Annotated in this window: 16 protein-coding genes and 1 tRNA gene; 10 read left to right on the top strand and 7 right to left on the bottom strand. The window is 40.1% G+C overall.

Going from position 1 to position 24651, the window contains the following annotated elements; translation table 11 throughout:
- The 6 genes from CVT07_RS06385 to CVT07_RS06410 form a co-directional block, all read right to left on the bottom strand.
- A complete protein-coding gene (locus CVT07_RS06385; protein WP_009294185.1) occupies positions 1-861 on the bottom strand; it encodes a septal ring lytic transglycosylase RlpA family protein in 861 nt (286 codons plus the stop codon).
- A complete protein-coding gene (locus CVT07_RS06390; protein ID WP_012140081.1) occupies positions 848-2059 on the bottom strand; it encodes a lytic transglycosylase domain-containing protein in 1212 nt (403 codons plus the stop codon). The genes CVT07_RS06385 and CVT07_RS06390 overlap by 14 nt, the downstream gene beginning before the upstream one ends.
- Before the next feature lie 65 nt (positions 2060-2124).
- Positions 2125-2910 carry a TatD family hydrolase gene (locus CVT07_RS06395; protein ID WP_107935734.1) on the bottom strand — a complete coding sequence of 262 codons (786 nt, stop codon included), beginning with the start codon at positions 2908-2910 and terminating at the stop codon, positions 2125-2127.
- On the bottom strand, positions 2907-4163 hold the full coding sequence (locus tag CVT07_RS06400) for a diguanylate cyclase (protein WP_103568011.1): 1257 nt from the start codon (positions 4161-4163) through the stop codon (positions 2907-2909). Before CVT07_RS06400 ends, CVT07_RS06395 begins: the two co-directional genes overlap by 4 nt.
- Before the next feature lie 88 nt (positions 4164-4251).
- On the bottom strand, positions 4252-5772 hold the full coding sequence (locus tag CVT07_RS06405; protein ID WP_196375711.1) for an AAA family ATPase: 1521 nt from the start codon (positions 5770-5772) through the stop codon (positions 4252-4254).
- Positions 5765-6640 carry an NAD(+) kinase gene (locus CVT07_RS06410; protein ID WP_107935732.1) on the bottom strand — a complete coding sequence of 292 codons (876 nt, stop codon included), beginning with the start codon at positions 6638-6640 and terminating at the stop codon, positions 5765-5767. The genes CVT07_RS06405 and CVT07_RS06410 overlap by 8 nt, the downstream gene beginning before the upstream one ends.
- Before the next feature lie 92 nt (positions 6641-6732).
- Between CVT07_RS06410 and aspS the strand changes: the two genes are divergently transcribed.
- The 5 genes from aspS (at position 6733) to CVT07_RS06435 (ending at position 10546) form a co-directional block, all read left to right on the top strand.
- Entirely contained in the window at positions 6733-8490 is a 1758-nt protein-coding gene (gene aspS, locus CVT07_RS06415; RefSeq protein ID WP_107935730.1) for an aspartate--tRNA ligase, read from the top strand.
- Between the two features lie 251 nt (positions 8491-8741).
- A complete protein-coding gene (locus tag CVT07_RS06420; protein ID WP_004317610.1) occupies positions 8742-9311 on the top strand; it encodes an adenylate kinase in 570 nt (189 codons plus the stop codon).
- A 107-nt stretch (positions 9312-9418) separates the two neighbouring features.
- The gene (locus CVT07_RS06425) at positions 9419-9757 is read left to right on the top strand and encodes a NirD/YgiW/YdeI family stress tolerance protein (protein ID WP_107935728.1); all 339 of its coding nucleotides are present in this window, start codon (positions 9419-9421) and stop codon (positions 9755-9757) included.
- Positions 9758-9826: 69 nt separating this feature from the next.
- Positions 9827-10345 (top strand): inorganic diphosphatase, encoded by a 519-nt coding sequence (gene ppa / locus CVT07_RS06430; protein ID WP_009294194.1) that lies wholly within the window; start codon positions 9827-9829, stop codon positions 10343-10345.
- A 124-nt stretch (positions 10346-10469) separates the two neighbouring features.
- Positions 10470-10546, top strand: a tRNA-Ile gene (locus tag CVT07_RS06435).
- A 109-nt stretch (positions 10547-10655) separates the two neighbouring features.
- Here CVT07_RS06435 and CVT07_RS06440 read toward each other — a convergent pair.
- Positions 10656-14297: a S6 family peptidase gene (locus tag CVT07_RS06440; protein WP_107935726.1), complete on the bottom strand. Its 3642-nt coding sequence runs from the start codon at positions 14295-14297 to the stop codon at positions 10656-10658.
- A gap of 326 nt (positions 14298-14623) precedes the next feature.
- Between CVT07_RS06440 and CVT07_RS06445 the strand changes: the two genes are divergently transcribed.
- The 5 genes from CVT07_RS06445 (at position 14624) to CVT07_RS06465 (ending at position 24622) form a co-directional block, all read left to right on the top strand.
- Positions 14624-15484, top strand: coding sequence for a substrate-binding domain-containing protein (locus CVT07_RS06445; protein WP_107935724.1), 861 nt, complete (start codon positions 14624-14626; stop codon positions 15482-15484).
- Entirely contained in the window at positions 15477-16289 is an 813-nt protein-coding gene (locus CVT07_RS06450; protein ID WP_107935722.1) for a 4Fe-4S binding protein, read from the top strand. The genes CVT07_RS06445 and CVT07_RS06450 overlap by 8 nt, the downstream gene beginning before the upstream one ends.
- Positions 16289-17116: a nitrogenase cofactor biosynthesis protein NifB gene (gene nifB, locus CVT07_RS06455; protein WP_107935720.1), complete on the top strand. Its 828-nt coding sequence runs from the start codon at positions 16289-16291 to the stop codon at positions 17114-17116. Before CVT07_RS06450 ends, nifB begins: the two co-directional genes overlap by 1 nt.
- A gap of 266 nt (positions 17117-17382) precedes the next feature.
- On the top strand, positions 17383-19275 hold the full coding sequence (locus tag CVT07_RS06460; protein WP_107935718.1) for a hypothetical protein: 1893 nt from the start codon (positions 17383-17385) through the stop codon (positions 19273-19275).
- A gap of 67 nt (positions 19276-19342) precedes the next feature.
- Entirely contained in the window at positions 19343-24622 is a 5280-nt protein-coding gene (locus tag CVT07_RS06465) for a hypothetical protein (protein WP_107935716.1), read from the top strand.
- The last annotated feature ends 29 nt before the right edge of the window (positions 24623-24651 follow it).

The following is a 24651-nucleotide window of genomic DNA, read 5'->3' on the forward strand; positions in this document are numbered from 1 at the left end:
CTAGCCTCTTACTATAAATGCGCCTTGGAATTTACCGCTTCTTGCGTAATCCCTAGCCTCGTCCTCGCTTCTAAAGCCATTTAAAAATACCCTATAAATGGTTGAGCCATCTATCGTAAATGTCTTAACGACTGATCTATAGCCATCTATACTTTTATGCTCTCTTTGGTATCTGTTTGCACCTTCAAGGTTTTTAAACGAGCCAATTTGTACCATAAAATCTCCACCCACAACGCGTTGCTCTGATGAGATCACGATGCCACCAACTGGGGCCGTTGGAGAGACTGGATTTGGCACTTTTATGCCAGTGCTTGTTGGTTTTGTTGGTTGCGCGCTAGCGGTTGTAACAGCGTTAATGTCTTCATTAAAGCCGATAACCTCCATACTAACTGGGGCTGTACCAGTGCCGATGACATCGAGCTTCATCGCAGCTGCTTTTGAAAGGTCAAGCACCCTGTCAGCCACAAAAGGTCCTCTGTCATTTACACGCACGATAACACTTTTTTGATTTCTTAAATTTGTTACTTTAAGTATTGTATTCATCGGCAAAGTCTTATGCGCCGCAGTCATATTGTACATATTATAAACTTCGCCATTTGAGGTCGTTTTGCCGTGAAAATTTGGACCATACCAGCTTGCCGTTCCGCTGGCTTTATCGCCGACACTTACGACGGTCGGATAGTATGTTTTGCCATTTATCGTGTATGGTCTCATTGTTGCTTTTTGAACTGAGGCGGAGTTGTTGCCTCTTACATTAGTTGGGCCACTTGGAGTAAATGGAGCCCCGCTCCAAGAACAACCAGTGATTAGAAGTGTAAAACTTAGTCCTAAGTAGAAATTTAGGCTCTTACGGTATGACAATATTTGCTCCGACATTTAAATTTGAACTAGCCAAAGAATTTGCATCTTTTATATCTTTTTCACTTACATTAAATTTCTTTGATAAAGATGCGATCGTATCGCCTGTTTGAACTACGTAGTTGTGAGATTTGTTTTGAGTAGAAAAAGGGATTATTAGTTTTTGATTATAGCTTACTGCGTTTGTGCTAAGCTCGTTGTAGTCCTTGATCGCTCTGTGGCTAACACCTGTCTTTTTAGAGATAGAAAGCAAGGTCTCGCCTTTTTTTACAGTGTATGCGTAGAAGTTATTTTTGCCATTAAATGGTTTGAAATTATCTGAGAAAAGTTGCTTTTTATTTTCAGGGATATAAACGTAATAATCTTTTAAAGTTGGAGGAGTAAATACAAATTTTAAATGCGGGTTATTACTTTTCATTTTTTTTGTGCTAAGACCGATGCTGTCGCCTATCTGAGCTAAATTTGTACCGCCTGGCACTTTTACTTTCGTAAGTCTTAATCCGCCATTTATGTTTAGCAAAGATGACTCTTTAGATATCAAAAAGTCCGCATCTTTTGCTATATATGCCGCTCTTAAAATTTTAATGATGAAATTTCTAGTCTCAGCTGGAAGGTATTTTTTCTCAGCATCAAGAAGTGTTACAAGATCGTCCGTACCAGCTTTTTGTATAGCTTTTTTTAATGCACCATCGCCGCAGTTATATGCCATTGCTGCCAAGTACCATTTGCCAAATTGATTTTTAAGTGATCTTAGATAGTTTGTAGCTGCGACAGTTGATTCGACCGGATCTTTTCTCTCGTCGGTGTATTGTCCTACTTTTAGACCATGAATTTTTGCTGTTTGCTCCATAAACTGCCACATACCAGTAGCTTTAGCATTTGAGACAGTATGATTAGAAAAGCCTGACTCTATCATCGCTAGATAGAAAAACGACTCAGGTACGCCTGATTTTTTGATCTGTTCTTTTATCATTGGTATATACATATAGCCATTTTTCAAGGCATCTGTAAATGTTCTTACCTGTGAGTTTTGTATGCCTTGTCTCATCTTTGCATAGTGAGAAGTTTTCATAAAGCTAGCATCGATGTCTAGCTCCTTTAAAATTTTAACCTGAGTGTCATAAGAGCTCTTCTCAGGGGCGTTTGCTAGTAGCAAGGTGCTACATGCAAATAATAAAAATATCTTAAGCATTGCTTTCATTTCTATCCTTTTTCGTGTCAAAGCTTAATGATGCTAGCATCTTAAGCAAGCACAATGCCCAAAATTTAGGCAAAGCACTTAAATAACCTTTTGGCATTATCTGAAGTCGTTTTACAAACTACTTCAATTTCAAGGTTTAAAATTTCAGCTATCTTTTTAGCAACAAATGTCGTAAACGCCGGCTCATTTCTCTTGCCACGATTTGGTTCTGGCGTGAGATAAGGGGCGTCAGTCTCTATCAATACCCTATCAAAAGGAATTTTTGGCAGAATTTCAACTAAATTCTTAGCGTTTTTAAATGTCAAAACGCCACCTATGCCAAAGTAAAAATTCCCAAATTTGCAAAGCTCCAAAAGAAGCGGCGAAGCATTATAACAATGCAAAACCGCTCCAGCTTCAAGCTTTGGCGCATACTCTTTTAAGATGTTAAAAGAGTCCTCATTAGCCTCTCTGATGTGGAGGATAACGGGTTTTTTTAACTCAACTGCCAAATCTAGTTGAGCTAGAAAAACACGTTTTTGATCTTCTTTTTCTCTTAGCTTTTCTTCTTCATCTTTTGGCAAGCGGTAGTAGTCAAGCCCACATTCGCCGATAGCCACGCACTTTTTGTCTTTGGCAAATTCTCTTAAAGTTTCAACATTAAAATTCTCTTTATCATATGGATGAACCCCAACGGCAAAGAAAATATCATTTTTTTCGTGCGCTATTTTAGCCGCTTTTGGTAAATCATTAATATCAGCTCCAGGGATAACAAAGCCTTTTAGCCCCAAATTTCTGGCTTCAGATAAAATTTGCTCTAGGTCAAAATCATAAACTTTGCTATCCAAATGACAATGCGTATCTATAATCATAAAGCTATTTCTACCCTATTTCTACCATTTTCTTTTGCGACATAAAGCGCTGAGTCGCAAGCTTCAAGCATATCATCTATCTCACAGTGACCTTTTCCAAAAGATATGCCGATAGAGACGGTCACTCTTACGATCTTATCTTTTATGATTACCTCATTTTCAGCCACTTTTGCTCTTAAATTTACAAAAAATTTAATCGCCTCTTCTTTTGCTATCTTTTTAAGAACGACACAAAACTCCTCGCCACCAAACCTAGCGACCACATCTCTTCCTTTTGTGTTGTCAGTTAGTATCTTTGCGAGTGATTTTAGTATCTTGTCGCCACCATCATGTCCGTATGTATCATTTATCTTTTTAAAGTGATCTATATCAAGCATAGCAAATGCATAAGGCTCATCAAGCTCTTCAGCTGCTTGGACATACTCTTCTATATCTTGGTAAAAGAATCTTCTATTGTAAGCGCCAGTCAAAAAGTCGCGGTTAGCAAAATTTGCTATCTTATTTATATTTTCCATCGCCTCAATGGTGTTATTTACACGGCAAATGAGCTCTTCTTTTGAAAATGGCTTTGCTATAAAGTCGCTAGCTCCATTTTTTAAAAATATCGAAGCATCAGTCTTTTCGCTAGGAGATGTCATCACGATCACGCCAAGGTGGTTTTTATCTTTCTCTTTTCTCACCTCTTTTAAGACTTCTAAACCATCTTTGACAGGCATTCTATAGTCAGTTATGATTAAATTTATATCAGGATTATCAGCAAAATAGCTCATCGCCTCTTCCCCGTGAGCTGCTGCTAAAACCTTAAACTGAAGGCTAGTTAAGATTTTTTTTATCATATTTCTAAAAGGCAGTGAATCCTCAACGACTAGAACTTTGTATTGTCTATTTTTGCTTAGTCTGTTTATCATTTGAAAGATGTAGTTGATATCATCCATGTTGCCCTTATAGACGTAATCAACTATATCTTTGTTTATAAAAAATTCTTTCGTCTTATCATCGATACTACCAGTTAAAACGATAGCACAGAGCCCTTGAGCAAGGACATAATCAACGATCTCGCCATTTGGTGCGTCAGGTAAATTTAGATCCAAGATAGTCATAAAATAATCTTTGCCGTGCTCGCTAATTAGCATCTGGGCTTCGGCAAAATCATAAGCAACGTCGATCGCCATATCCTCAATGCTCTTTTCCATCTGCATGACGATTAGCTTCGCAAGTGCCTTATTATCATCAACTACTAGAATTCTTTCCATATTATTCCTGCGATTTTTTATTAAATTAGCTCGGATTTTAACAAATAAACCTAATCACAAAGCTTAAATTTAAAACTTAAATTTCAAGCTATTTTAAAAGTCCTTTTGCGAAATTTATCGCCTCTTCGCTGATATGCTCACCGCTTATCATACGCGCAAGCTCATTTACACGCTCCTCTTTGTCAAGCTCTCTTACGACTGAGCTCTCGCCGTGACGCTCTACTAAAAAATGCGAATTTGCCTTTGAGCTAAGCTGTGGCTGGTGCGAAATAGCAAAAATTTGATAGAAATTTGCAAGCTTAAGCAAGACATTTGCGATACTCATCGCCTCTTTTCCACTTAAATTTGCATCTATTTCGTCTAAAATGATGACATCACCGCCCGTTTTTGTTATCTCGCTAGAGGCAGCTATGAAGGCCAGCCTTAAGCGGTTTAGCTCGCCTGAGCTTAAATTTTTAAGTGAGGTCTCATTTAAATTTAGACAAATTTCATCAGCGCCTAAAATATCAAGCTTTTTGCCCTCGATCCTTAGCGTGATATCTGGCATATAAAGCTCTTTTAGGTATAAATTTATCATCGCCTCAAGCTCTTTTAAATTTACGCACCTTGCTTTGCTTAAAGTGCTGGCTAGCTCATTTGCCTTTTTGCTTAAAATTTCAAATTTCTTCTCAAGCTCGCTCTTTTCAAAGCTTAAATTTTCATATCTAGCAAGCTCTTTTTCTTTTTTATCAAGCGCTTCTAACGCCTCTTCTTCGCTGCCATAGCGCCTGATGATAGCATTAAGAGCTTCTATCCTATCAAGCACGCTCTCCACGTCGATATCGTCAAGCTCCTCCATATTTAGGCTATCTCTTGCCACCCTTAGCTCATTCATCGCATCTTCAAAAAAGCCACTATCAAGGTCACTGATACTTAACGCCTCATTTACGCTGTGCTCTAGCTCAAATATCCGCTCAGCTCTAGCCCACGCCTCATTTATCTTATCCTTTTTACTAAGCCTCTTTTTAGTCTCCATAAGCTCTTCAAACTCGCCTTTTTTAGGCCCGACACTTCTTATCTTCTCGATCTCAAAGCTAGCAAGCTCCTTTAGCTCCTCGACCTTTTTCTCTTCCTCTTTTATAGTGGCTAGCTCTTTTGAAATTTTAGAAAATTCCAAAAACGCCTCTTCAAATTCTTGTTTTATCTCTTTAAATTTCTCATTTTTTGAAATTTCAAGCCTGTCAAGCAAATTTAGAAATTTCTCATTTTCAAATTCATTTGCCTCTTTTGCCGAGAGATATTTGATGTGCTCGCGCGCCACTTGGGCTAAATTTTTCTTTGAGATGGCTTGTTGGTTTATAAAATACCTCGTGCTCTTATCTTTTAAAAGCTTAAAAATATTGACCTCTTCGTTTTCTATGCCAAACTCATCAAGCTCAAATTTATGCTCCACATCAGCTTCTATCAGCCTTGCTTCGCTATCTTTTAGCCCAAAAACAGCCATTATGGCACTCATCAGCACCGACTTACCAGCACCGCTAACGCCCGTAAATACGCTAAGACCCTCTTTGAAATTTAGCTCGACATTTTTAAAATTTAGATAATCCTTAATCAAAATTCGATCAATCATTATAACCCCAGTGAAGTTTCTCTTTTAAAATTTGAAAATAATCCCTGCCGATATGGCGTATCAGCCTCGCTTTTTTGTCACTTAGACTCATGCTAACAGCTGAAATTTTACTCATATCAAAGCGGTCTTGTCCGTCTATGACTAAAATGGCGTCGCTATTTGTTCTAAATTTGACTGTGTGATTTTTCGTAAGCACGACTGGACGCTGTGTAAGTGAGTGCGAGCAGATGGGAGTTAGCGCAAAGACCTCGCTTAGTGGATAGATGATAGGGCCATTTGCACTCATATTATATGCCGTTGTGCCAGCAGGTGTCGCCACTATGACGCCGTCTCCAAAATATGAGTTAAAATACTTTTCATTTAAAAGTGCCTCGATATGCGTCATCGAACCGCCATTTTTACTAACGATGACTGCGTCGTTAAATGCTATCTTTTTCTCAGTTTTACCATCATTTTTGTGAAGCGTAACATCAAGCATAAAAGGCGTTTCTACCTCAAATTTATCATCAAAAAAGTCTTTAAAAAACTTCTCACTCTCATTTATCGTGATATCTGTCAAAAAGCCGAGCCTGCCAGCGTGTATGCCAAGGATTAGTGGCGAGATGTGAGCTAGCTTTCTACAAGTTGAGATGATCGTGCCATCACCGCCAAGCGTGATAAGAAATTCGCACTCTTTGGCTAGTTTTATCAGCTCAAAGCCATTTTTTTCTACCTGCTTTGCACAGCTTTTTTCAAGCAAAATTTCTGCGTTATACTTTTTTAAAATTTTTTCTAGCTTTGCTAAATCCTGCTTAAATAATGGATAATCTTTCGCGATAAGTCCCACTTTTTTGGCGTTTGTGGTATTAAATTTTTGTTCATTTTTCATAGAAATGATTGTAACATATTTTATTTTAACAAAGCTTTTCAAAAGAAAAAAGCGATTATAATTGCCTAAAAAACATTGCAAAGGAGCATTTTATGCGAAGTCATTATTGCACCGATCTTAGCAAAGCTGATATCGGCAAAGAAGTAATACTTTGTGGCTGGGCAAACACATATAGAGACCACGGTGGCGTTGTTTTCATCGACTTAAGAGACGTTAGCGGGCTTATACAATTAGTTTGCGACCCTGCCGACAGCAAAGAAGCACACGACGTGGCTGCAAAAGTAAGAGATGAATATGTCTTAAAAGCAAAAGGAAAAGTAAGGGCTAGGGGCGAAGGACTAACCAATCCAAAGCTAAAAACTGGCGAGATAGAGGTGATAGTAAGTGAGCTCATCATCGAAAATCCAAGCGAGCCACTACCATTTATGATAGGTGATGAGAGCGTAAATGAGGACATCAGGCTAAAATACCGCTTTTTAGACCTTAGAAGCGAGCGTTTGCAAAATATCTTTAAAATGCGTTCTCGTGCGGCGATCGCAGCTAGAAATAGCCTAGATAAAATGGGCTTTATCGAGTTTGAAACTCCAGTTTTAACACGCGCAACTCCAGAAGGTGCGAGAGACTACCTAGTGCCAAGCCGCGTGTATCCAGGCCAATTTTACGCACTCCCACAAAGCCCGCAGCTATTTAAACAACTTTTAATGTGTTCTGGCTTTGATAAGTATTTTCAGATAGCAAAATGCTTCCGCGACGAGGACTTAAGGGCTGATCGCCAACCAGAATTTACTCAAATAGATATCGAAATGAGCTTTGTCGAGCAAGAAGATATCATAAATATGGCTGAGACGATGCTAAAAGATATCTTTAAAGCCTGCGGGCACGACATCAAAACGCCATTTAGGCGTATGAGCTACAAAGAGGCGACTGAGACTTACGGCTCAGACAAGCCTGATCTTAGATATGATTTAAAAATGATTGATGTTATCGATATTTTCGAGCGCTCAAGCAATGAAATTTTTAGCTCTATCGCAAAAGATAAGAAGAAAAACCGCATAAAAGCGCTAAAAGTGCCAAATGGCGACAATATCTTTAGTAAGCGCGAGATGAATAGATTTGAGGAATTTGTACGTAAATTTGGCGCACAAGGCCTTGGCTACTTCCAGATGAAAGAAGATGGTTTAAAAGGTCCGCTTTGTAAATTTTTCGAGCAAAGCGATCTTGATGAGATCGTCTCAAGATGTGAGCTAAAAGTTGGCGACGTAGTATTTTTTGGTGCTGGCAAGAAAAAAATCGTGCTTGATTATATGGGACGATTTAGAATTTTCTTGGCTGAGCAAATGGGCATAATCGATCAAGAGAAGCTTGAGTTTTTATGGGTGCTTGACTTCCCGATGTTTGAGCAAAATGACGACGGCAGCTACTCTGCGATGCACCATCCATTTACAATGCCAAAAAATATAGACGAGCCTGATCTTGAAGATATCCTCTCTATCGCTCACGATGTCGTGCTAAACGGCTTTGAGCTTGGCGGCGGAAGTATAAGAATTCACAAAAACGACATCCAACAAAAAGTCTTTAAGCTTCTTGGCATAGATGAAGCCGAGCAGCGTGAGAAATTTGGCTTCTTGCTTGATGCCTTGACATTTGGTGCGCCTCCACATGGTGGTATCGCGATCGGCTTTGACAGGCTAAATATGCTTGTAAATAAAGCAAGCTCGATCCGCGATGTCATAGCCTTCCCTAAAACACAGCGCGCTCAGTGCCCACTCACAAAGGCGCCAAGCTACGCTAGCAACGAACAGCTTAGGGAGCTAGGACTAAGGATAAGAGAAAAAGAGCAAAAGGCTTAAAATTTGCCTTTAAAAGAGATGGGATTTTCTTTAAATATTGTTCTTAGGCAAAATTCCATCCTAAATTTAAATTTATAAAAAGATGTCTCCAACTTGGCGGCTAATTAAATTAAAACTTGTCTAAGTATTTTGAGATGATTTTTGTGGTTGCGACGTAAAATTTTGCGCAGATAGAACACTTAGTTCATCAAGCTAAATTTTGCTAGCTCCGCAAAAAGCACTCAAAAGACAAAGGCAATAAAAGGGAAAAAATGAAGAATTTATTTTTAATCATCGGCGCTCCAGGCAGCGGCAAAACAACAGACGCATCAATCATCGCACAGCATGATGAGAAATTTGCACACTTTTCAACTGGCGATCTTTTAAGAGCTGAAGTAGCTAGCGGTAGCGAGCTTGGCAAACTAATAGACGGCTTTATCTCAAAAGGAAATTTGGTCCCACTTGATGTTGTCGTAAATGCGATCGTCTCAGCTATCAAAAGCTCAAATAAATCAAACATCATAATCGACGGCTATCCAAGAAGCGTTGAGCAAATGACAGAGCTTGACAAAGTCTTAAGCGAGCAAGATGAAATTTCTCTAAAAGGCGTCATCGAAGTAGATGTTAGCGAAGATGTGGCAAGGGCTAGAGTGCTTGGCCGTGCAAGAGGCGCTGACGACAATAACGAAGTCTTTAACAACCGTATGAAAGTATATCTTGATCCGATCAAGCCTATCCGCAAATTTTACAGCGAAAAAGAGCTACTTCACGTGGTAAATGGCGAGCGTGGCATCGACGAGATCGTAGCTGATATCAAAAATTTACTAGCTAAACTTATATAAATTTACAGACCTTGCATCAAAAGGTGCAAGGTTTTAAAACTTACCATTTATTAACACCAAAAATATAATATCCTTTAAATTTAACAACCAACCAAAAAAGGATAAAAATGAAAAAAATCATCATCGCTTCACTGGCTGCTAGCATCGCAATGGCTGGAGGCTTTGTCTCAAAGCATAAAAGCGAAAATGTTATAAGCGTAAAAGAAGCTTTAAAACTAAATGACGATGCCAAAGTCGTGCTTGAGGGCAAGATAAAGTCACACATCAAATCAGACAAATATGAATTTGTTGATAAAAATGGCGACACTATCGTTGTTGAGATCGACAACAAAAAATGGGGCAATGTAACAGCTAACGAAGATACGCCTTTAAGGATAAGAGGCGAGGTGGATAAAGACTTCACAAAAACGAAGATCGATGTTGATAGCATAGAGGTTGTAAAGTAGTTAAATTTACGAGTATTTAATGCAAAAAATACTAAAATCACGAAAATTTCTAAAACAAAGGACGAATATATGGACGTTTCAAAGATCAAATTTGGCTCAAACCCAGACAAAATCAATGCCGTAATCGAAATACCTTATGGCTCAAATATCAAATACGAGATCGACAAAGATAGCGGTGCAGTCGTAGTTGATCGCGTGCTTTACTCAGCGATGTTCTACCCAGCAAACTACGGCTTTGTGCCAAACACTCTTGCAGCTGACGGCGATCCGGCTGATATTTTGGTGCTAAACGAGTATCCACTCCAAGCTGGTAGCGTCATCCCTTGCCGTTTGATAGGCGTTTTGGTGATGGAGGATGAAGCAGGCATGGATGAGAAGCTTTTGGCTGTGCCAGTTACAAAGATCGATCCAAGATATGAGGCGATAAAAAGCTACGAAGACCTGCCAACTGCGACACTAAATAAGATCAAAAATTTCTTTGAAACTTATAAAATTCTCGAACCAAACAAATGGGTAAAGGTTAAAGAATTTAAAGACGCAAACGCTGCAAAAGAGATTTTAGACGCTGCGATAAAAAATTATAAATAATTTATAAGCCCTATTTTAGGGCTTATTCTTTTTAAATTTGTTCGTTTTTATACGCCATATTAAAAAGGCTATTTTTATATTTAGATAAGCTTTTTCTTGTATAATACAATTTTCTTTCAACTGTGGGTTCATAGCTCAGTTGGTTAGAGCATCCGGCTCATAACCGGATGGTCCCAGGTTCGAGTCCTGGTGAACCCACCACCTACTTTCAAACTTTAAATTTCATCATTTTTACTATATTTCAAACTTAGTTAAATTTAACTGTTTTTACCAACGTCAAAGTGAAATTTAAATCCACTTTGACATAAATTTAAAATTTATACTCGATCTTCAAACCACCACTTATGCCGTAGTTTTTATCATTATCAAGCATCCCGCTTAGCTGAGAAGAGAGAACTAAATTTTCGCTAAGCTTGGTGTCTGAGTTTAAAGTAAGCTTGTAGCTTAGCTTATTGTTATCAAGCTTGTAATCAACATACTCACTTGAATTATTAAGCGAAACATAAGACTTATCTTCTGAGTTATATACACTTTGTTTTACTAAAAATTGCACACTAAATGCGTTTTTCTCGCTGTTTAAAGCGTATTCTACTCCCGCTGCTACAGCCACATTAAAGTCATTTATACTCTTTTGATCATATCGGTCATTTTTAAATCCATCAATGCCATTAGCGCCAAGCTCTAGTGCTAGTAGTGGCTTTATGCTTTGCTCATACTCGCCACTTTTAGAGAGTGAAATTTTATATTTATAGTAGTTGCTCGAGAGGATGCCTCTGCCTTTTGCGCTAGCTTTTTGCGCCTCATCTAGGCTGCGTTTTGAGTTTATAAAGGCAAAATTTAAGTTGCTTTGTATCTCGTGAGCTCCTCTTTCAAAAAGCCCATACGCACCAAAACTATAAATTTTAGCATCGTCTTTTAATACATTTGAGCTAAATTTAGCCTTGCTTACTCCAGCGCTCACGCCTAAGATAAATTCGTCATAACCTCTGTCATAGCCGATATTTGTACCATAAAATTTAAGGTCGCCATCGCTTTGTCTATCCTTAAAATAAGCACCATTTACATTTGCCCAAAAGTTGTTTCTCTCCCTGTTAGCTTCTGCTGCTTCGTAAGCCATCTTTGCGCTTGGCATGATGTCACTTTCAAGTCCAGCTAGCTTAAACTGCGAGATATCAGCCTTTACCCTTAGCTGCGTGACCTGAAATATCCTAGAGTTCATCAGCTCATTGCTGTTTTGCAAGGCTTTTATGCTCATTTTGAGCGAAGAAGTAGAAATTTCTTTCATATCTTTATCTGCTTTTTGCGCTAGTTTTCTTAGCGCCTCATCGTCACCGCTTGAGATTGCTTGCACAAATTCAGGCGTGCCTTCTAGCATGCTTAGGATTTTATTTTCTCTTTGGCTAAATTTAGAAACCCTCTCTTGCACTACATTGGACGAAACGGCTGGATTTTCTCCCTTTTTGTCACTTAGCTTCATCACGATCTTTCCGTTACTTATGGTGTAGGCCATAAACAAATCCCCAAGTTTTTGCTCGTTGTTAAAGATAGCGCCCTCATTTATGATATTTTGCGCGCTTACTAAAGTATATGTTTTATCAAGCGCCATGCCACCTTTAAGTGCTGCTGTAAAATCAACATCAAATTTCATCCCAGCACCAAGGGTTAAGACCTTTTTAAAGTCAAGCACTGGCTCATTTTCACTGCCAAAGCTCTTGATCTTTAGGCTCTTTTTTATGAGGCTATCAGGCTCAAAGCCAAGCTTTTGCGCACCACTAACCTCTAAATTTTCTACCTCAAATTTACCATCTCCTAAGAGCACATCTTTAGCTAAAGGCGTATCTTTACCGTTTATAACTAGCTCTTTTAGCTTAGTTGTGCCGCCTCCTACTCTTAGCAGACTATCGCTATCCATAACGATTTTATTGTCAAATTTAACGTCTTTAACAAGTAAATTTTTACTCTCAATATCCTGGCGATACTTTAAACCGTTATCATAGGTATTTGAGCCATCAAATTTATCGATATAGTGAGTTAGCTCGCCACTTAAATTTATGACCGAGTTTTTGGCCGTGATGTCGCCATTTAGCTTAGCATCTTTGCCTATGGTAAGCTCTGATGATTTAAGATTTATGCCATCTTTTGCACTAAATTTTCTCTCATCCCAGTCAGGCTGAAAGAGTGTGGATGGGCGAGTTAGATCCATATAGGCTGGCTCGCTTAGACCAGCTGCGGCTATCTTGCTTTTTGCTAGGGGAGTTAAAACGCTAGCATCGCCAATGGCGTGCGTCTTTGGATGTCCTTGGAGCGTAACCTTGGCGTTTTCTAGGCTCAAAGCACCATCAATGTCAAATCCTCCGTCAAAAACAAGCTCCTTGCCCTGCCCGCTATGTTTTAGCTCTATATTTTTATCGATGCTTGCGTGAAATATCGTATCTTTGCCACTCTCGCCGTTTATAGCAAGCGTCGCTCTTTGTGAGTTTTCATTTGTTATCTTCGCGTCGCTTGAGTTGGCTGATATGTTGTCAAAAGTCTGATCAAAGCCATTTAGATCAAGCGCTCCACCGCCATTACCAAAGAAAATTTTATCATTTAAATTTTCATTCACGCCAAGCCTTAAGAGCCCCCTGCCACTTGTTAGATAAATTTTATCAAAGGCATTTAAAGCCCTTAGCTCAACCACGCCCTCACCTAGCCTTAGTGGCTTGTTGCCACTTGAGCTTACTATCAAGCTGCCTTTGCCTAGCTTATGCACGCTTGTGTCTGAAACGACGTTTAAATTTAAACTTGCACCCCCAGCTATGTCAAAACCTGCAAATTTTGCTATCTTGCTACCATTTGTGCTATTTAGTGTAAGATCTCCGCTATTTACGACGATACCGCCATGTCCTAAGTCTAGATTAGAGTTTAGCGTGATGTTTGAGCCATTTGCGCTGCTAAATATATTATCTTTATTTTGCACTAGCGCGCTACCTAGGACATTTACGCCACTTACTAAATTTTCATACTCTTTTTTATAGTCGTTAAAATCTCTTGCAGTGACGATAGATGCGTAGTTTTTATTGTCTTCAACTCCGGTTAAAACGCCTACTAAGACCCATTTTTGAGCTACCGTGTCATAGACAAAAAACCCAGAGCCACTATCTCCTGGCAAAAGTCTATTTCTAAAGCCTCTGTTTGAAGTCATAAATAGATAGACCCCAGGTTTGCTTACACTTGAGTAATGGCTCTTATAAACTGCCGAGTACGCCACTCCTATCTCATTTACGCTTGCACCAAGTGCGTTATTTACTATATTTTGGTGCTCAAACTCAGTAGCGCTCATCACCTCAGCAAAGCCATCTGAATCGCTCTTTGGCTTTTCAAGAGCAAGTGAGCCTGTGCCAGCCTCGTATGCAAGGATGTTCTCGCCACTAGCTCCGCCGCTATTTTTTATATCTCTAAAACGATCTTCTATCTTGTTTGCATTAGCCTCATCTTTTGTTTGATCTTGGCTAGAGATCTCCAAATTTGGCACATCCAAAGGATCGATCTGCCCTTCGACTATGTATTTTGAAGTTCGCAGATATGTTGTGTCTGCACCATAAAGCTTTTGCGTAGAATTTGTCGCGTACTCATAAAGTGTGTTGCCAAACCAGCCTCTGTTTTCATTAAAATTTGTAGCAGCTGAAGCAAGAAGTGTGTGATTTGCCGTCACTACAAAATTTCGCCCAAGTGAGGTAAAGTTGCCTTTATTGTTTCTTGCGTTGTTGTTTGGGATCTTATTAAACGTAAATTTAGTGCCGTTTCTTTGCGTAAATTCCAGCGGTGCATCTGCAGCTTTAAAGATGCCTTTATTTTGCGCAAGATCAAGGTAATCTCTATAAAAATTTGTCCCTATATCCATAACCTGAGCGTCTAAGCAGCTACATAAAATGCTAGATAAAACAAGAGAAATGCTAAGATTATTTTTCAAGATAAACCTCCATTTTTAAGATAAATTCCATTTAAATCGCAAAAAGGCATTATATACCTTTTTAAGTCTTTTGATGATTAAAATCTTAATTATTTTTTAAACGATAAATTTACTTTAGAAAATTTACCCCTGCATCTTTTAAATTTATCTCGATTTTTAAGCTAGCATTTGGCTATAATCACTCAAATTTAGATTGCGGTCGCAATTTACATTTGCATAAATTTACCTTCAACTACCATTTTTGCAAATTTCAAAAGTCAAATTTCACAAGTTTCGCGTGCCGAAAATATCAAATTTACATTTCTTAAATCCCAAAAGGAGATTTCGTGGAATTAAAACAAACCGGTATATCACGCCGTGGCTTTTTAAAAGGTGCTTTAGCCACAGCGGCTATTGCCACGCCACAAACGATGCTGGCTGGCTTTACGCCATTTAAGTCTGACTCGCTTCAAGTTTGGTCGTGTGGAGGCCTATCTGAAGCTTTTAACGAGCTAAATGCCATTTACGAGTCAAGAACAGGGCACAACATCCAATACACTGGCGCCTTTGCTGGCGCTCTTGGCAAGTCGCTTTTAGCACTTCAAAGCACGACCGAGCTCTTTGGAGCAAGGGTTTTAGAGCTTTCTAAAAAGCTTCGCAAAGCTGGTCTTAGCCTTCATTTTAGACCGCTATGCTTTACTGACTACGTCCTAGTCGTGCCAAAAGGAAACCCTGCTGGCATTCGCGACTTAAAAGACCTTGCTGAGCCAGGAGTTAGAGTGATGCTGCCTCTTAGATCATCGCCCCCTGGAAGTGGCCCAGTCAAAGGGATCTTAAAAAACTCAAACCTAACTGATGCGGTGATGAAAAACATGGTCGCAAACGGATCATGCGTCATAAATATGATGTGCGAGCTAGTTGATGGCAAGGGCGATGCTTCGATCATCGAAAAGCGCCTAACAACGCACGATAGATTTAAAGACAAGATCGAGTATATGTCCATCGACGAAAAGCTCATCCCACCTGGACCGCTCACTTTTACGCTAAACATAATGAAATATGTAAAAGATGAAAGGCTAGCAAATGACTTTGCAGACTTTGTTTGCGGCACTGAGGGGCAAGAAATTTTTGAAAAACATGGCTTTACCTCCATTTATTCAGCGCGTGGGCTAGAGCTTATAGAAAGGTTTGGTGTAAAAGATGTGTAGTAGCTGTAATAGCGCATGCTCTAATAGCAGTGCATGTGGCAATGTAAATTTAAAAAAGAAAAGCAAAAACTCTCCCACAACAAAGATAAGACGCCTAGTGCAGCTCATCTTTATAGCTGGCATCGGACAATGGGCGTATTATGGCATTTTTAGATGCCCTTTTGTAGTGCCATTTGTAAATTGCCAAAACTGCCCTATCATCACCTGTTGGGGGCGGATCACATCGCTATTTTTTGGATTTTGGCTATTTATCCCAGCGCTTGTCATCCTCTTTGGCAGGGCATTTTGTGGCTGGGTCTGTCCAGCTGGCTTTGTCAATCAAATGCTTGGTAAATTTGCCTTTTTCAAGCTAAAAATCCGCAGCAAAAAGCTAATATTCGCTCAAATAGGCATGCTAGTTGCCATAGCAATCAGTCTTTGGGTCTATTTCGTCTGGGGCAATCCTCGCATGATGATACCTATAAGAACGAGCGACGAGTACCTAACTGCCGTTACTTTATCACTTCGCTTTGGCGAATGGGAGTGGGTCACTCGCACGGTGATCATCATCTCAGTCATGCTAGCCTCGCTAATCATAGCCAACCTTTGGTGCCGTTTCGTCTGCCCATCAGGTGGTGTGCTTGAAATTTTGCGTAAATTTTCGATATTTCGCGTCTATAAAACAAGTGCCTGTGACGACTGCGACGCATGCTTGCGCAAGTGCGAAATGGGGACAAGACCTGATGAGATAAACTGCACAAACTGCGGAGACTGCCTAAATGTCTGCCATGCAAATGCCATTAAATTTGGAAGGAAAAAGAGCTAATGATCTTTCGCACTAAAGCTGATCTAGATAACCACCCATGCTTTAACAAAAAGGCCTCCGCTAGCTACGGACGCGTGCATCTACCAGTTGCCCCTCACTGCAACATCCAGTGCAACTTCTGCAACCGCATATATGACTGCGCTAATGAAAATCGCCCTGGCGTAACAGCAAAGGTGCAAACGCCAGATGAATCGGTGAAATTTTTAGAAAAGCTCTTTAAATTTAGACAAGACATCTCAGTCATCGGCATCGCTGGACCTGGTGATCCGATGTGCGACGCTGACAAGACACTAGCGACCTTTGAAAAGTGCAAGTCCCACTTCCCAAACGCCCTGCTCTGCCTCTCAACTAATGGCTTAGCGCTGCCTGAGCACGTTGATGAGATCGTACGTCTTGGCGTGAGCCACGTGACAGTGACTGTTAATGCCGTGACACCAGATGTTGGCTCGAAGGTCTATTCGTGGGTGAGGTATGAGGATAAAAACTACTACGGCGAGGAGGCTGCTAGGATACTGCTAGTGCGCCAAGACGAGGGCATCCGCAAGCTAAAAGAGGCTGGCATGCTAGTAAAGATAAACACCGTAGTCATCCCCGGGGTCAATATAGACCACGTCCAACGCATCTCGGCAAAGGCAAAGCAGTGGGGAGCTGACATAATGAACTGCATGGCGATGATACCGGTGCATGACACACCTTTTGAAAATTTAAAGTCCCCTTCAAGTGATGAAATTCACCGCATCCGCAGATCAATAGACAGTGATATAAATCAAATGACGCATTGCAGTAGGTGCCGCGCTGATGCATGCGGGAAGCTTGGCGAAAGATAGCGATAAAAGACACTAAATTTGGTGTCTTTTTTGGTTTGTAGTTTGTAGCTAAATTTAACTTTGTTTTAAAGCCATAACGCCGTTTTGAGAGAAATTTAAATTTATAAATATTTAGCGCTCTGTTTCTTTCATAAATTTATAGGCTTTTTTGATCTGAAGCAACGATATCACCTAGTATCTTTCACTAAAATCCCAAAAAAATAATACTTTAGCTATATATGTTTTATAAATTTGTCCGATATGGCTTAGAATACAACGAGGAAAAGATGAAAGATAAAAAACTAATCATAAAAGACATTCAGGGTGAAATTTACGTCATAAGCCAAGATGGAAGTATAAAAATGCTAAAAGATGGCGATGAAATTTACGCTGGTGAGAAAATTTTTACTAAAAATTTAGACGCTAAGATCACTTTAGAAGGTGGCGAGGAGATAAATTTAAGTGCTCATCAAAGCATAAATTTAGATGAAATTTTAAAAATTTCAACAAAACCAGCAGAAGAAAAAGGCGAGAGCGAGCGCGGATACGGATCATCGGCGAGCGAGGGCATATCTTTAAGCGCGGCGAGCTTTGTCACAAGCGGACATAGCGCAAATATCCATCAAATTTACAACCAACACAGATCTTTAGAGCCAAACGTAAGTAGCACCCAGTTAGCCCAGCTAAAAAGCGTCTCAGGCGCTTCAAGCACGCTTATAGAAAAAAGCGGCGGCGCTGCAGAGCCGAAAGAAGAGCCATTTATAGATACCATAAATGTGTTAAAGGTCACAAACAGAGGACTAGACGCAGATATATGGCTTTATGACTCAGCTAGAAACCATGGGCGAGGGCTTGATTATTATGATATAGAGCATAATAACAAAAGCATACTAAAAGAGTGGAGTGCAAGCCATCACGTAAGTGCGACAAGTACATTTAATGACCTATATTACTATAGCGGACAACAGATTGATCCTGGATCTTTCGACACATCAGATCCAGCTAAAGCTAGCAGACTACGCGACCGTACTCCGACAGCTATGGAGCTTGCTAAGATAGGCAGAGCTCCAAATGCAGACTATGCCAATGATAGACTAAGCGAAAATATGACTAGCCCCTTCAAGCCAAAAAATCTAAACGGATACTATAAACTATATGAGTCCAAGATCACAGCAGATGGAGTAATGGTCAGCATGGATGGCTGGATATTTATAAAAAATCGTAGTGATATTAATAATTTTTATTATAATGAAAAGAATGAAAGGCAAAGTATGAAGTTTGAATTTGATGGTAGAGAAATTTCATGGCAGCCATTTGGATCGGCAAGCGGAAATGGTGGCTTAGACGAAGGCAATATCTCACAAAACGTAAGCACAAGTAGCCTAAATTTAACAGAAGACTACGGCTTTTATAAAGTACATATAGAAGTATCTGATGATAGATATAGTTATAGTTTTATAACATTCTCTGGCATCAGCCCTAATAATAAAATTATTTCAGAAGACCCTAATATAAAACTAGTCAGCAATGCCTACATGGAGGCTCTTGAACACAATCATCTTGTGACAAAAGAGAGCGATACATTTTATAAAGCAGCCAAAAAGCCTGATGGCACTATATTTGGTAGCAATGCAAGCGACTTTAATGAGCCTTATAGCCTAGAATTTAAAGGTACAAAAGACGTTGGTAGTAACGATGATGACGAATTTATCTTTAACTCACACGATATCGACGCAAAAGGCGGTATAGACACGCTACTTTTTACCCAAAACGTGGATCTAACAAAGATAGAGGAGCTAGATAAGCGCCTTGAGAGCTTTGAGCGCATCGAGCTTGACAGCACAAAGGCCGTGAAACTAAAGCTAAATGGGCAAAACATAAGCGACATGATAGACTCCAACCCTACCAAAGGGCCTGATGGTAAAGTAAGCCTAAATACCATCCTTAAAATTTCAGGAGATAGTGACGACGTGGTGCAGCTAGTTGGAAATTTCGTAAAGGCCACAAATGGCGAAGTAGCCGCCCTAAATACAAAGCATAGCGTCATCGGAGCTGATTATAACAAGCTCACAATAGAGCCAAGTGGCGACGCGGTCAATCAAGTCTATAGAGGCAAAAACGACGCTGGGCAGACATTTTTTGTCGAGATAGATAAAAACGTACATGTCGAGGTGATGTAGTACAAACTATATAAATTTTAAGAGATTTTCCGATACTACAATACACACATTTTGCAGGGATGAAAAAATGCCAAATTTTGACGCCATAAGGATCGGCGTTATCAAAAAGATCAAGGGTGAAGCCATCGCCATAAGCAGGGACGGCACTATGAGGGTGCTGCACAAAGGCGATGAAATTTACCTTGGTGATGATATAAAAACGAGCGAAAACTCGAACCTTACCATTGTTTTTGATGACGGCGAAAAGGCTTATGTCGGCTTTAGCTCGGTATTTCACACTATAAATGTCTTTGCCGAGCATAAAGGCGAGCTAGTCATCCCAAAAAATGCAAACATCCTTGAAAACCACAAAGAACACGCAAATGACGATGATCAAATCTCCCATCAAGAGCTATCTCCTCACGGCTCATCATCGCAATACTCTGCCTCTATGGGCAGCAGTGGTGGCATCAAATTTGAACTAGGCGGCCACTACTCAAATATCTACGACTTCTATACTGGTTTGCGCGCTCTTGAAGCTAGGCATGACGAGATCAAATGGCCAGTTGGCGAGGCTAAGATCGGTGGGGTCTCATACGATGGATTTGGCACTCAAAACCTAAATTTTACGCAACCAGAGCCAAACATCGTGCTAAATTTCAACCTCACAAGCGACACTGGCGATAAAAAGGGCTTTCTAGGAGGAGCACAGCTAAACTCGCTACCAAAAACTCCTGATGGCAAAAAGATCATCACAAGCATAGACGCCCATATCCCAGACGTTGCTAAAAATGGCGACATCATCACGATAAAAACAAATATGAAAGGTGGTGGCAAAACTAGCAACTACAAAGTAAATACTATCACAAACGAGCTAATCCCAGTTGATAGCACCGGCACGCCCACTGGAGCGGCTCCTATACCTATCGTAAATGGCAAAGCAGAGATCACTGGGGTTGAAATTTTAAACCATGGCAAAACAACCGTGACAAGCTCATACACCACTGGTGGCAAGACATTTACCGCGCCACCAACTACTTATGAGTTAAATGACACGCCAGCCATCTCAAAAGTGACAGCCACGCTTGATCTTGATAAAAATGGCGACGGCGTGATAGATGCGACCGAGCTAGGATATGGCAGTGGCACGCAAACTAGCGGTATGAAATTTGTAGTGCCTGATGAGCTTAGCACCGGAGATAAGATCACGTTTAAGCTAAATGAACCGGGCAAACCACCAGTTGAGAAGAAATTTACGCTAGATAAAGAAAATGGCACAGCAACTGACGAGGACGGCAACACATATACATTTACGACCGATGAAAATGGCGCAGTTAGCTTTAGCGTGCCAAATATCGCAAACATCACGGCAGGAAGCAGCATAGAAACTGGCGTAGTTGATAAATTTGGCAACGTCTCAGCCACAAGCACTACGCCAAGCAGCAGCGTAAGCGACACAGTCAAAGTGACGCTAACAGCTGATAAAAATGGCGATGGACTGATAAGTAGCGACGAGATAGGTGACGGCACTTCAAAGATTGAGATAAATTTACCTCGCACTATAAAGCCAAAAGAGAGCGTCACTATAAACATAGGTGGCTCGCCAAAAGAATTTGTAGTAAGCGACGATGGCACAAGCGTCTATGATAAAAATAACCCAAGCGTAGTAGTGCCAATAGTTAATGCTAAATTTGAAGTGCCAGGCGTAAGCGTGCCAGTAGCACCTGGCTCAAGTGTATCTATAAATACAACGGTTAATGACGAGCATGGCACGCCAAAACCAAATGGCACAAGCAGCCAAACCACTCCAAGCGTAGTAGTAGCTCCACCTGTAAAATCAGCCAAAATAAGCTTTGATAGTGACTTGGGCTCTAGCAATAGAACACCAGATGGCAAGATAGATACCTCAGAAAATAGATACAATGACGGCGACCCAACAAAGACCGAGGCCTCTATAAAAATCCCAAGCGTGATAAAAGAAGGCGATAAGATAGCCATAGATGTCACTAACCCAGACGGCAGTAAAACGCACAAGGTCTATACATACACTAATGGCAAGATAATCGCCCCTGATCACAATGAAGTGCCACTAAATGATGGTAAATTTAAGATCACAGTGCCAATAGAGCATGGCAAAACCACAAGCATAACGACGACCATGATGGATAAGGCTGGCAACAAAGGCGAGAGCGACACAAATGAGATAAAATTTAGCGACAGCCCAGTAGCGAAATTTGTAAAAGACGCTGACGGAGACGGGCTCATAGATGACACCACTGGAGCCATAACGACCTCTGATGTAAAGGTCTATCTCCCAAGTAGCGCGGTGCCAAAAGATGAGCTAAAGATAAGCATCCTAAACCCACTTACTAACAAACAATCAACCGTGAGCTACATCCTAGACGATGATGGCGTGCATATGATAAACAAAAAAGACCAAAGCGATATAAAAGTGATAAGTGACGGCGCTATCACCATACCAGACGTGACGGTAAGCAGCAAGCGCCCGACCTTAGTCGATGCGACCCTTATAAAAGATGACGGGAGTGCAATATCAGGCACTTCAAGTGGCAGGCTATTTGCCTTTGGTGTGCTGGACTACATAGACGACGTAAAGCTTGTTACAAAGATAGATAATGCCGACATCCACTCCGCAAAATACCTAAACGAAGAGGACTACGAGCATATCATCTCAACAAGCCAGTATGAGTCAAATTCGACCCAAAAGATAAACTACAACATCGCTCTTACAAATGACGAACAGCCATACATTAAATTTGGCATAAACAAGCCCGATACCACAAGCGACGGCAAAGGCTACGTGCTAATAGAGATAAAAGATGAAAACGCAAATGTAAGTGATAGCTTTATAGCTAAGATCGAAAACAACACCGTTATAGCAGACTTTGAAAAGGTTGGCAAAAAGCTAGATAGAACTCACCACATCATAGACGCCACCTACGTGGGAACTGACGGCGTGCCTCAAAGAGATGATAACCTAACTATCACAGTCGATCTTGACTCAAAGCCTGACAAGCTAATAGAATCTGACTTTGATAATATAAAAAACGGCTCTGGCAACTACGCTATAAATTTTAGCGGTAAAGGCGAAGCTGCAAACAATCCACACGATGAAAAATCAAAAGATGTAGAGGTCATAGACGCTGAGACATCTGAGAAGACGACACTGACACTTGATAGAAATTTAAGCTACTCTGGAAGCTTTAACGTAGCACAAAACACCGGTAGCAAAAACTACATAGTAGAAAGACTAGATGATGCGGGAAATTTAGCCGTTCAAACCGTGACTATGGTGGCAAACAAAGGGCTTGATGTTGATATGTGGTTTTATGATTGTACAAATAAAGAATTTATAAATAAATTTATGTATCCTGGACCATTTTTGCCAACAGATAGTGCAAATTTATTTTATGTAAAACATCACTATAAAGAGTGGATGGAGTGGGCTGGTGTTAGTGCAACTACTACGTTTGATGAAGTCTCCTTTAGAGGAGGAAAAGACTATAAATTAAGCTGGACTAGACCATCAGCAGGCGAGCTAAACACAAATGATATGGCAAGAGTAGGACACTCCCCTATGGCAAGTGACACAGACCACACTGGCACCCACTACAATGTAAATCACTCGGGTAACTACACCTTGCTAGAAGCTGAGACGGTAGGAACAGACCTTATCATGCATATGAGCGGATGGATATACATAGAAGAAGATGGCGAGTATCACGTACGAGCAGACCACTTCCAAGATCATGTATATATGGAGCTTGGTGATTATAAAATAGTTGCGTCATACTGGAATGGCGACCAACAACCACATCCTCCACAAAATCCAAACCCTTGGTCTACAACGCCAGTTAATCAAGTCGGTAATACAAGTTTGGGGTACCCTAATGTAATAACTTTAAAAAAGGGCTTTTACAAGTTAAATATCGACTATATAGATCAAAGAACGGACGTGGATCTTGATATACAGATAAGAAAACATAAAAATCCAATATATACAGATGCTGACTTTAAAAATATTGGCTCGCAAGGAAGTGGCACGCATCTTTTTAGTAATAGCTATATAAAAGCTTTGGAAGATAAAGGATACGTTAGTAGTGCTGACGCAAATGGCTATAGAAAAGCACTAAATGGTTATGGAAATGACCCAGATGATTTTAATAGAGTAATGCACTTAAAGCACAATACAAATACTCTTGAAGGAAGTAATCTAAACGATGTCTTTATCTATAATGGCAAGAGCATAGATGCAAAAGGTGGTGTAGATAAGCTGATATTTGTTGAAGATACAAAACTAGAAAAAGTAAGTAATTTAAATGATACTTTAAAAAGTTTTGAACGTTTGCAACTAGGTACTGAAACCCAAGCTGTCTCAATATCACTCAATACTAAAAACGTTCTTGATATCATAGACTCAAAAGAGACCACCATAACCATTGGTTCAGGAAGTGGCAGAAAAAAGATACAAGATACACAAAGTATGAATACTGTCTTAAAAATCTCAGGCGATGATGAAGATGGCGTGAAGCTAATAAGTGATGGAAATAATAAATTTGAACTAGCTACTGATAAAGAAGTGACTATGCTTAACTGGAAACATAGTCAAGCCATTGGAGATGAATTTAACAAAGTAGAAGTCACAGCTGATAGCGGCAGTAAAACATATCATGATCATAAAAACGTAATAAATGATGCCAGCGGAAATACTACGATACTTAAAATAGACCATGCAGTAAATCAAGTCTATAAGGGCACATACACTGATGGAGCTAACACAAAGACATTTTTCGTTGAGATAGATAAAAATATCAAGATCACTCACGAGGGAGATGATCAAGACAATACATTTACCTACGAAGGCAACAAGATAGATGCAAAAGGTGGCGTTGATACGCTCATCTTTACTGAAAATATCGATCTTAGCAGGGTGGCTGATCTAAACGATAAACTAAAGAGCTTTGAAACTTTACAGCTTGGTAGTAAGAGCACTCAGGCGGTCTCGATAGGACTAGACGCCAAAAGCGTGCTTGATATCATAGACCGACAAGTAACAGATGGTGGTCTAAAAAGCGTAAATACCGTGCTAAAGATCAAAGGCGATAATAATGACAAAGTGGCACTAGATGGCAAAGGCACTATCTTCACGCAAGCTACAGATGGCGAAGTAGCAGCACTAAATTTAAAACATAGCGCTTTAGGCGATACACACAACCAAGTAGCAGTTGATGCAAGTGGTCACGCTGTAAATCAAGTCTATAAAGGCACTTATGGCAGTGGAGCAAGCGCACAAACATTTTTTATCGAGATAGATAAAGATGTAAGTGTAGTAAATTTGGTGCATTAAATTTAACTTTGTCGGGCTAAAAATTATAG

Source organism: Campylobacter concisus, assembly GCF_003048875.2.
GTDB lineage: Bacteria > Campylobacterota > Campylobacteria > Campylobacterales > Campylobacteraceae > Campylobacter_A > Campylobacter_A concisus_AU.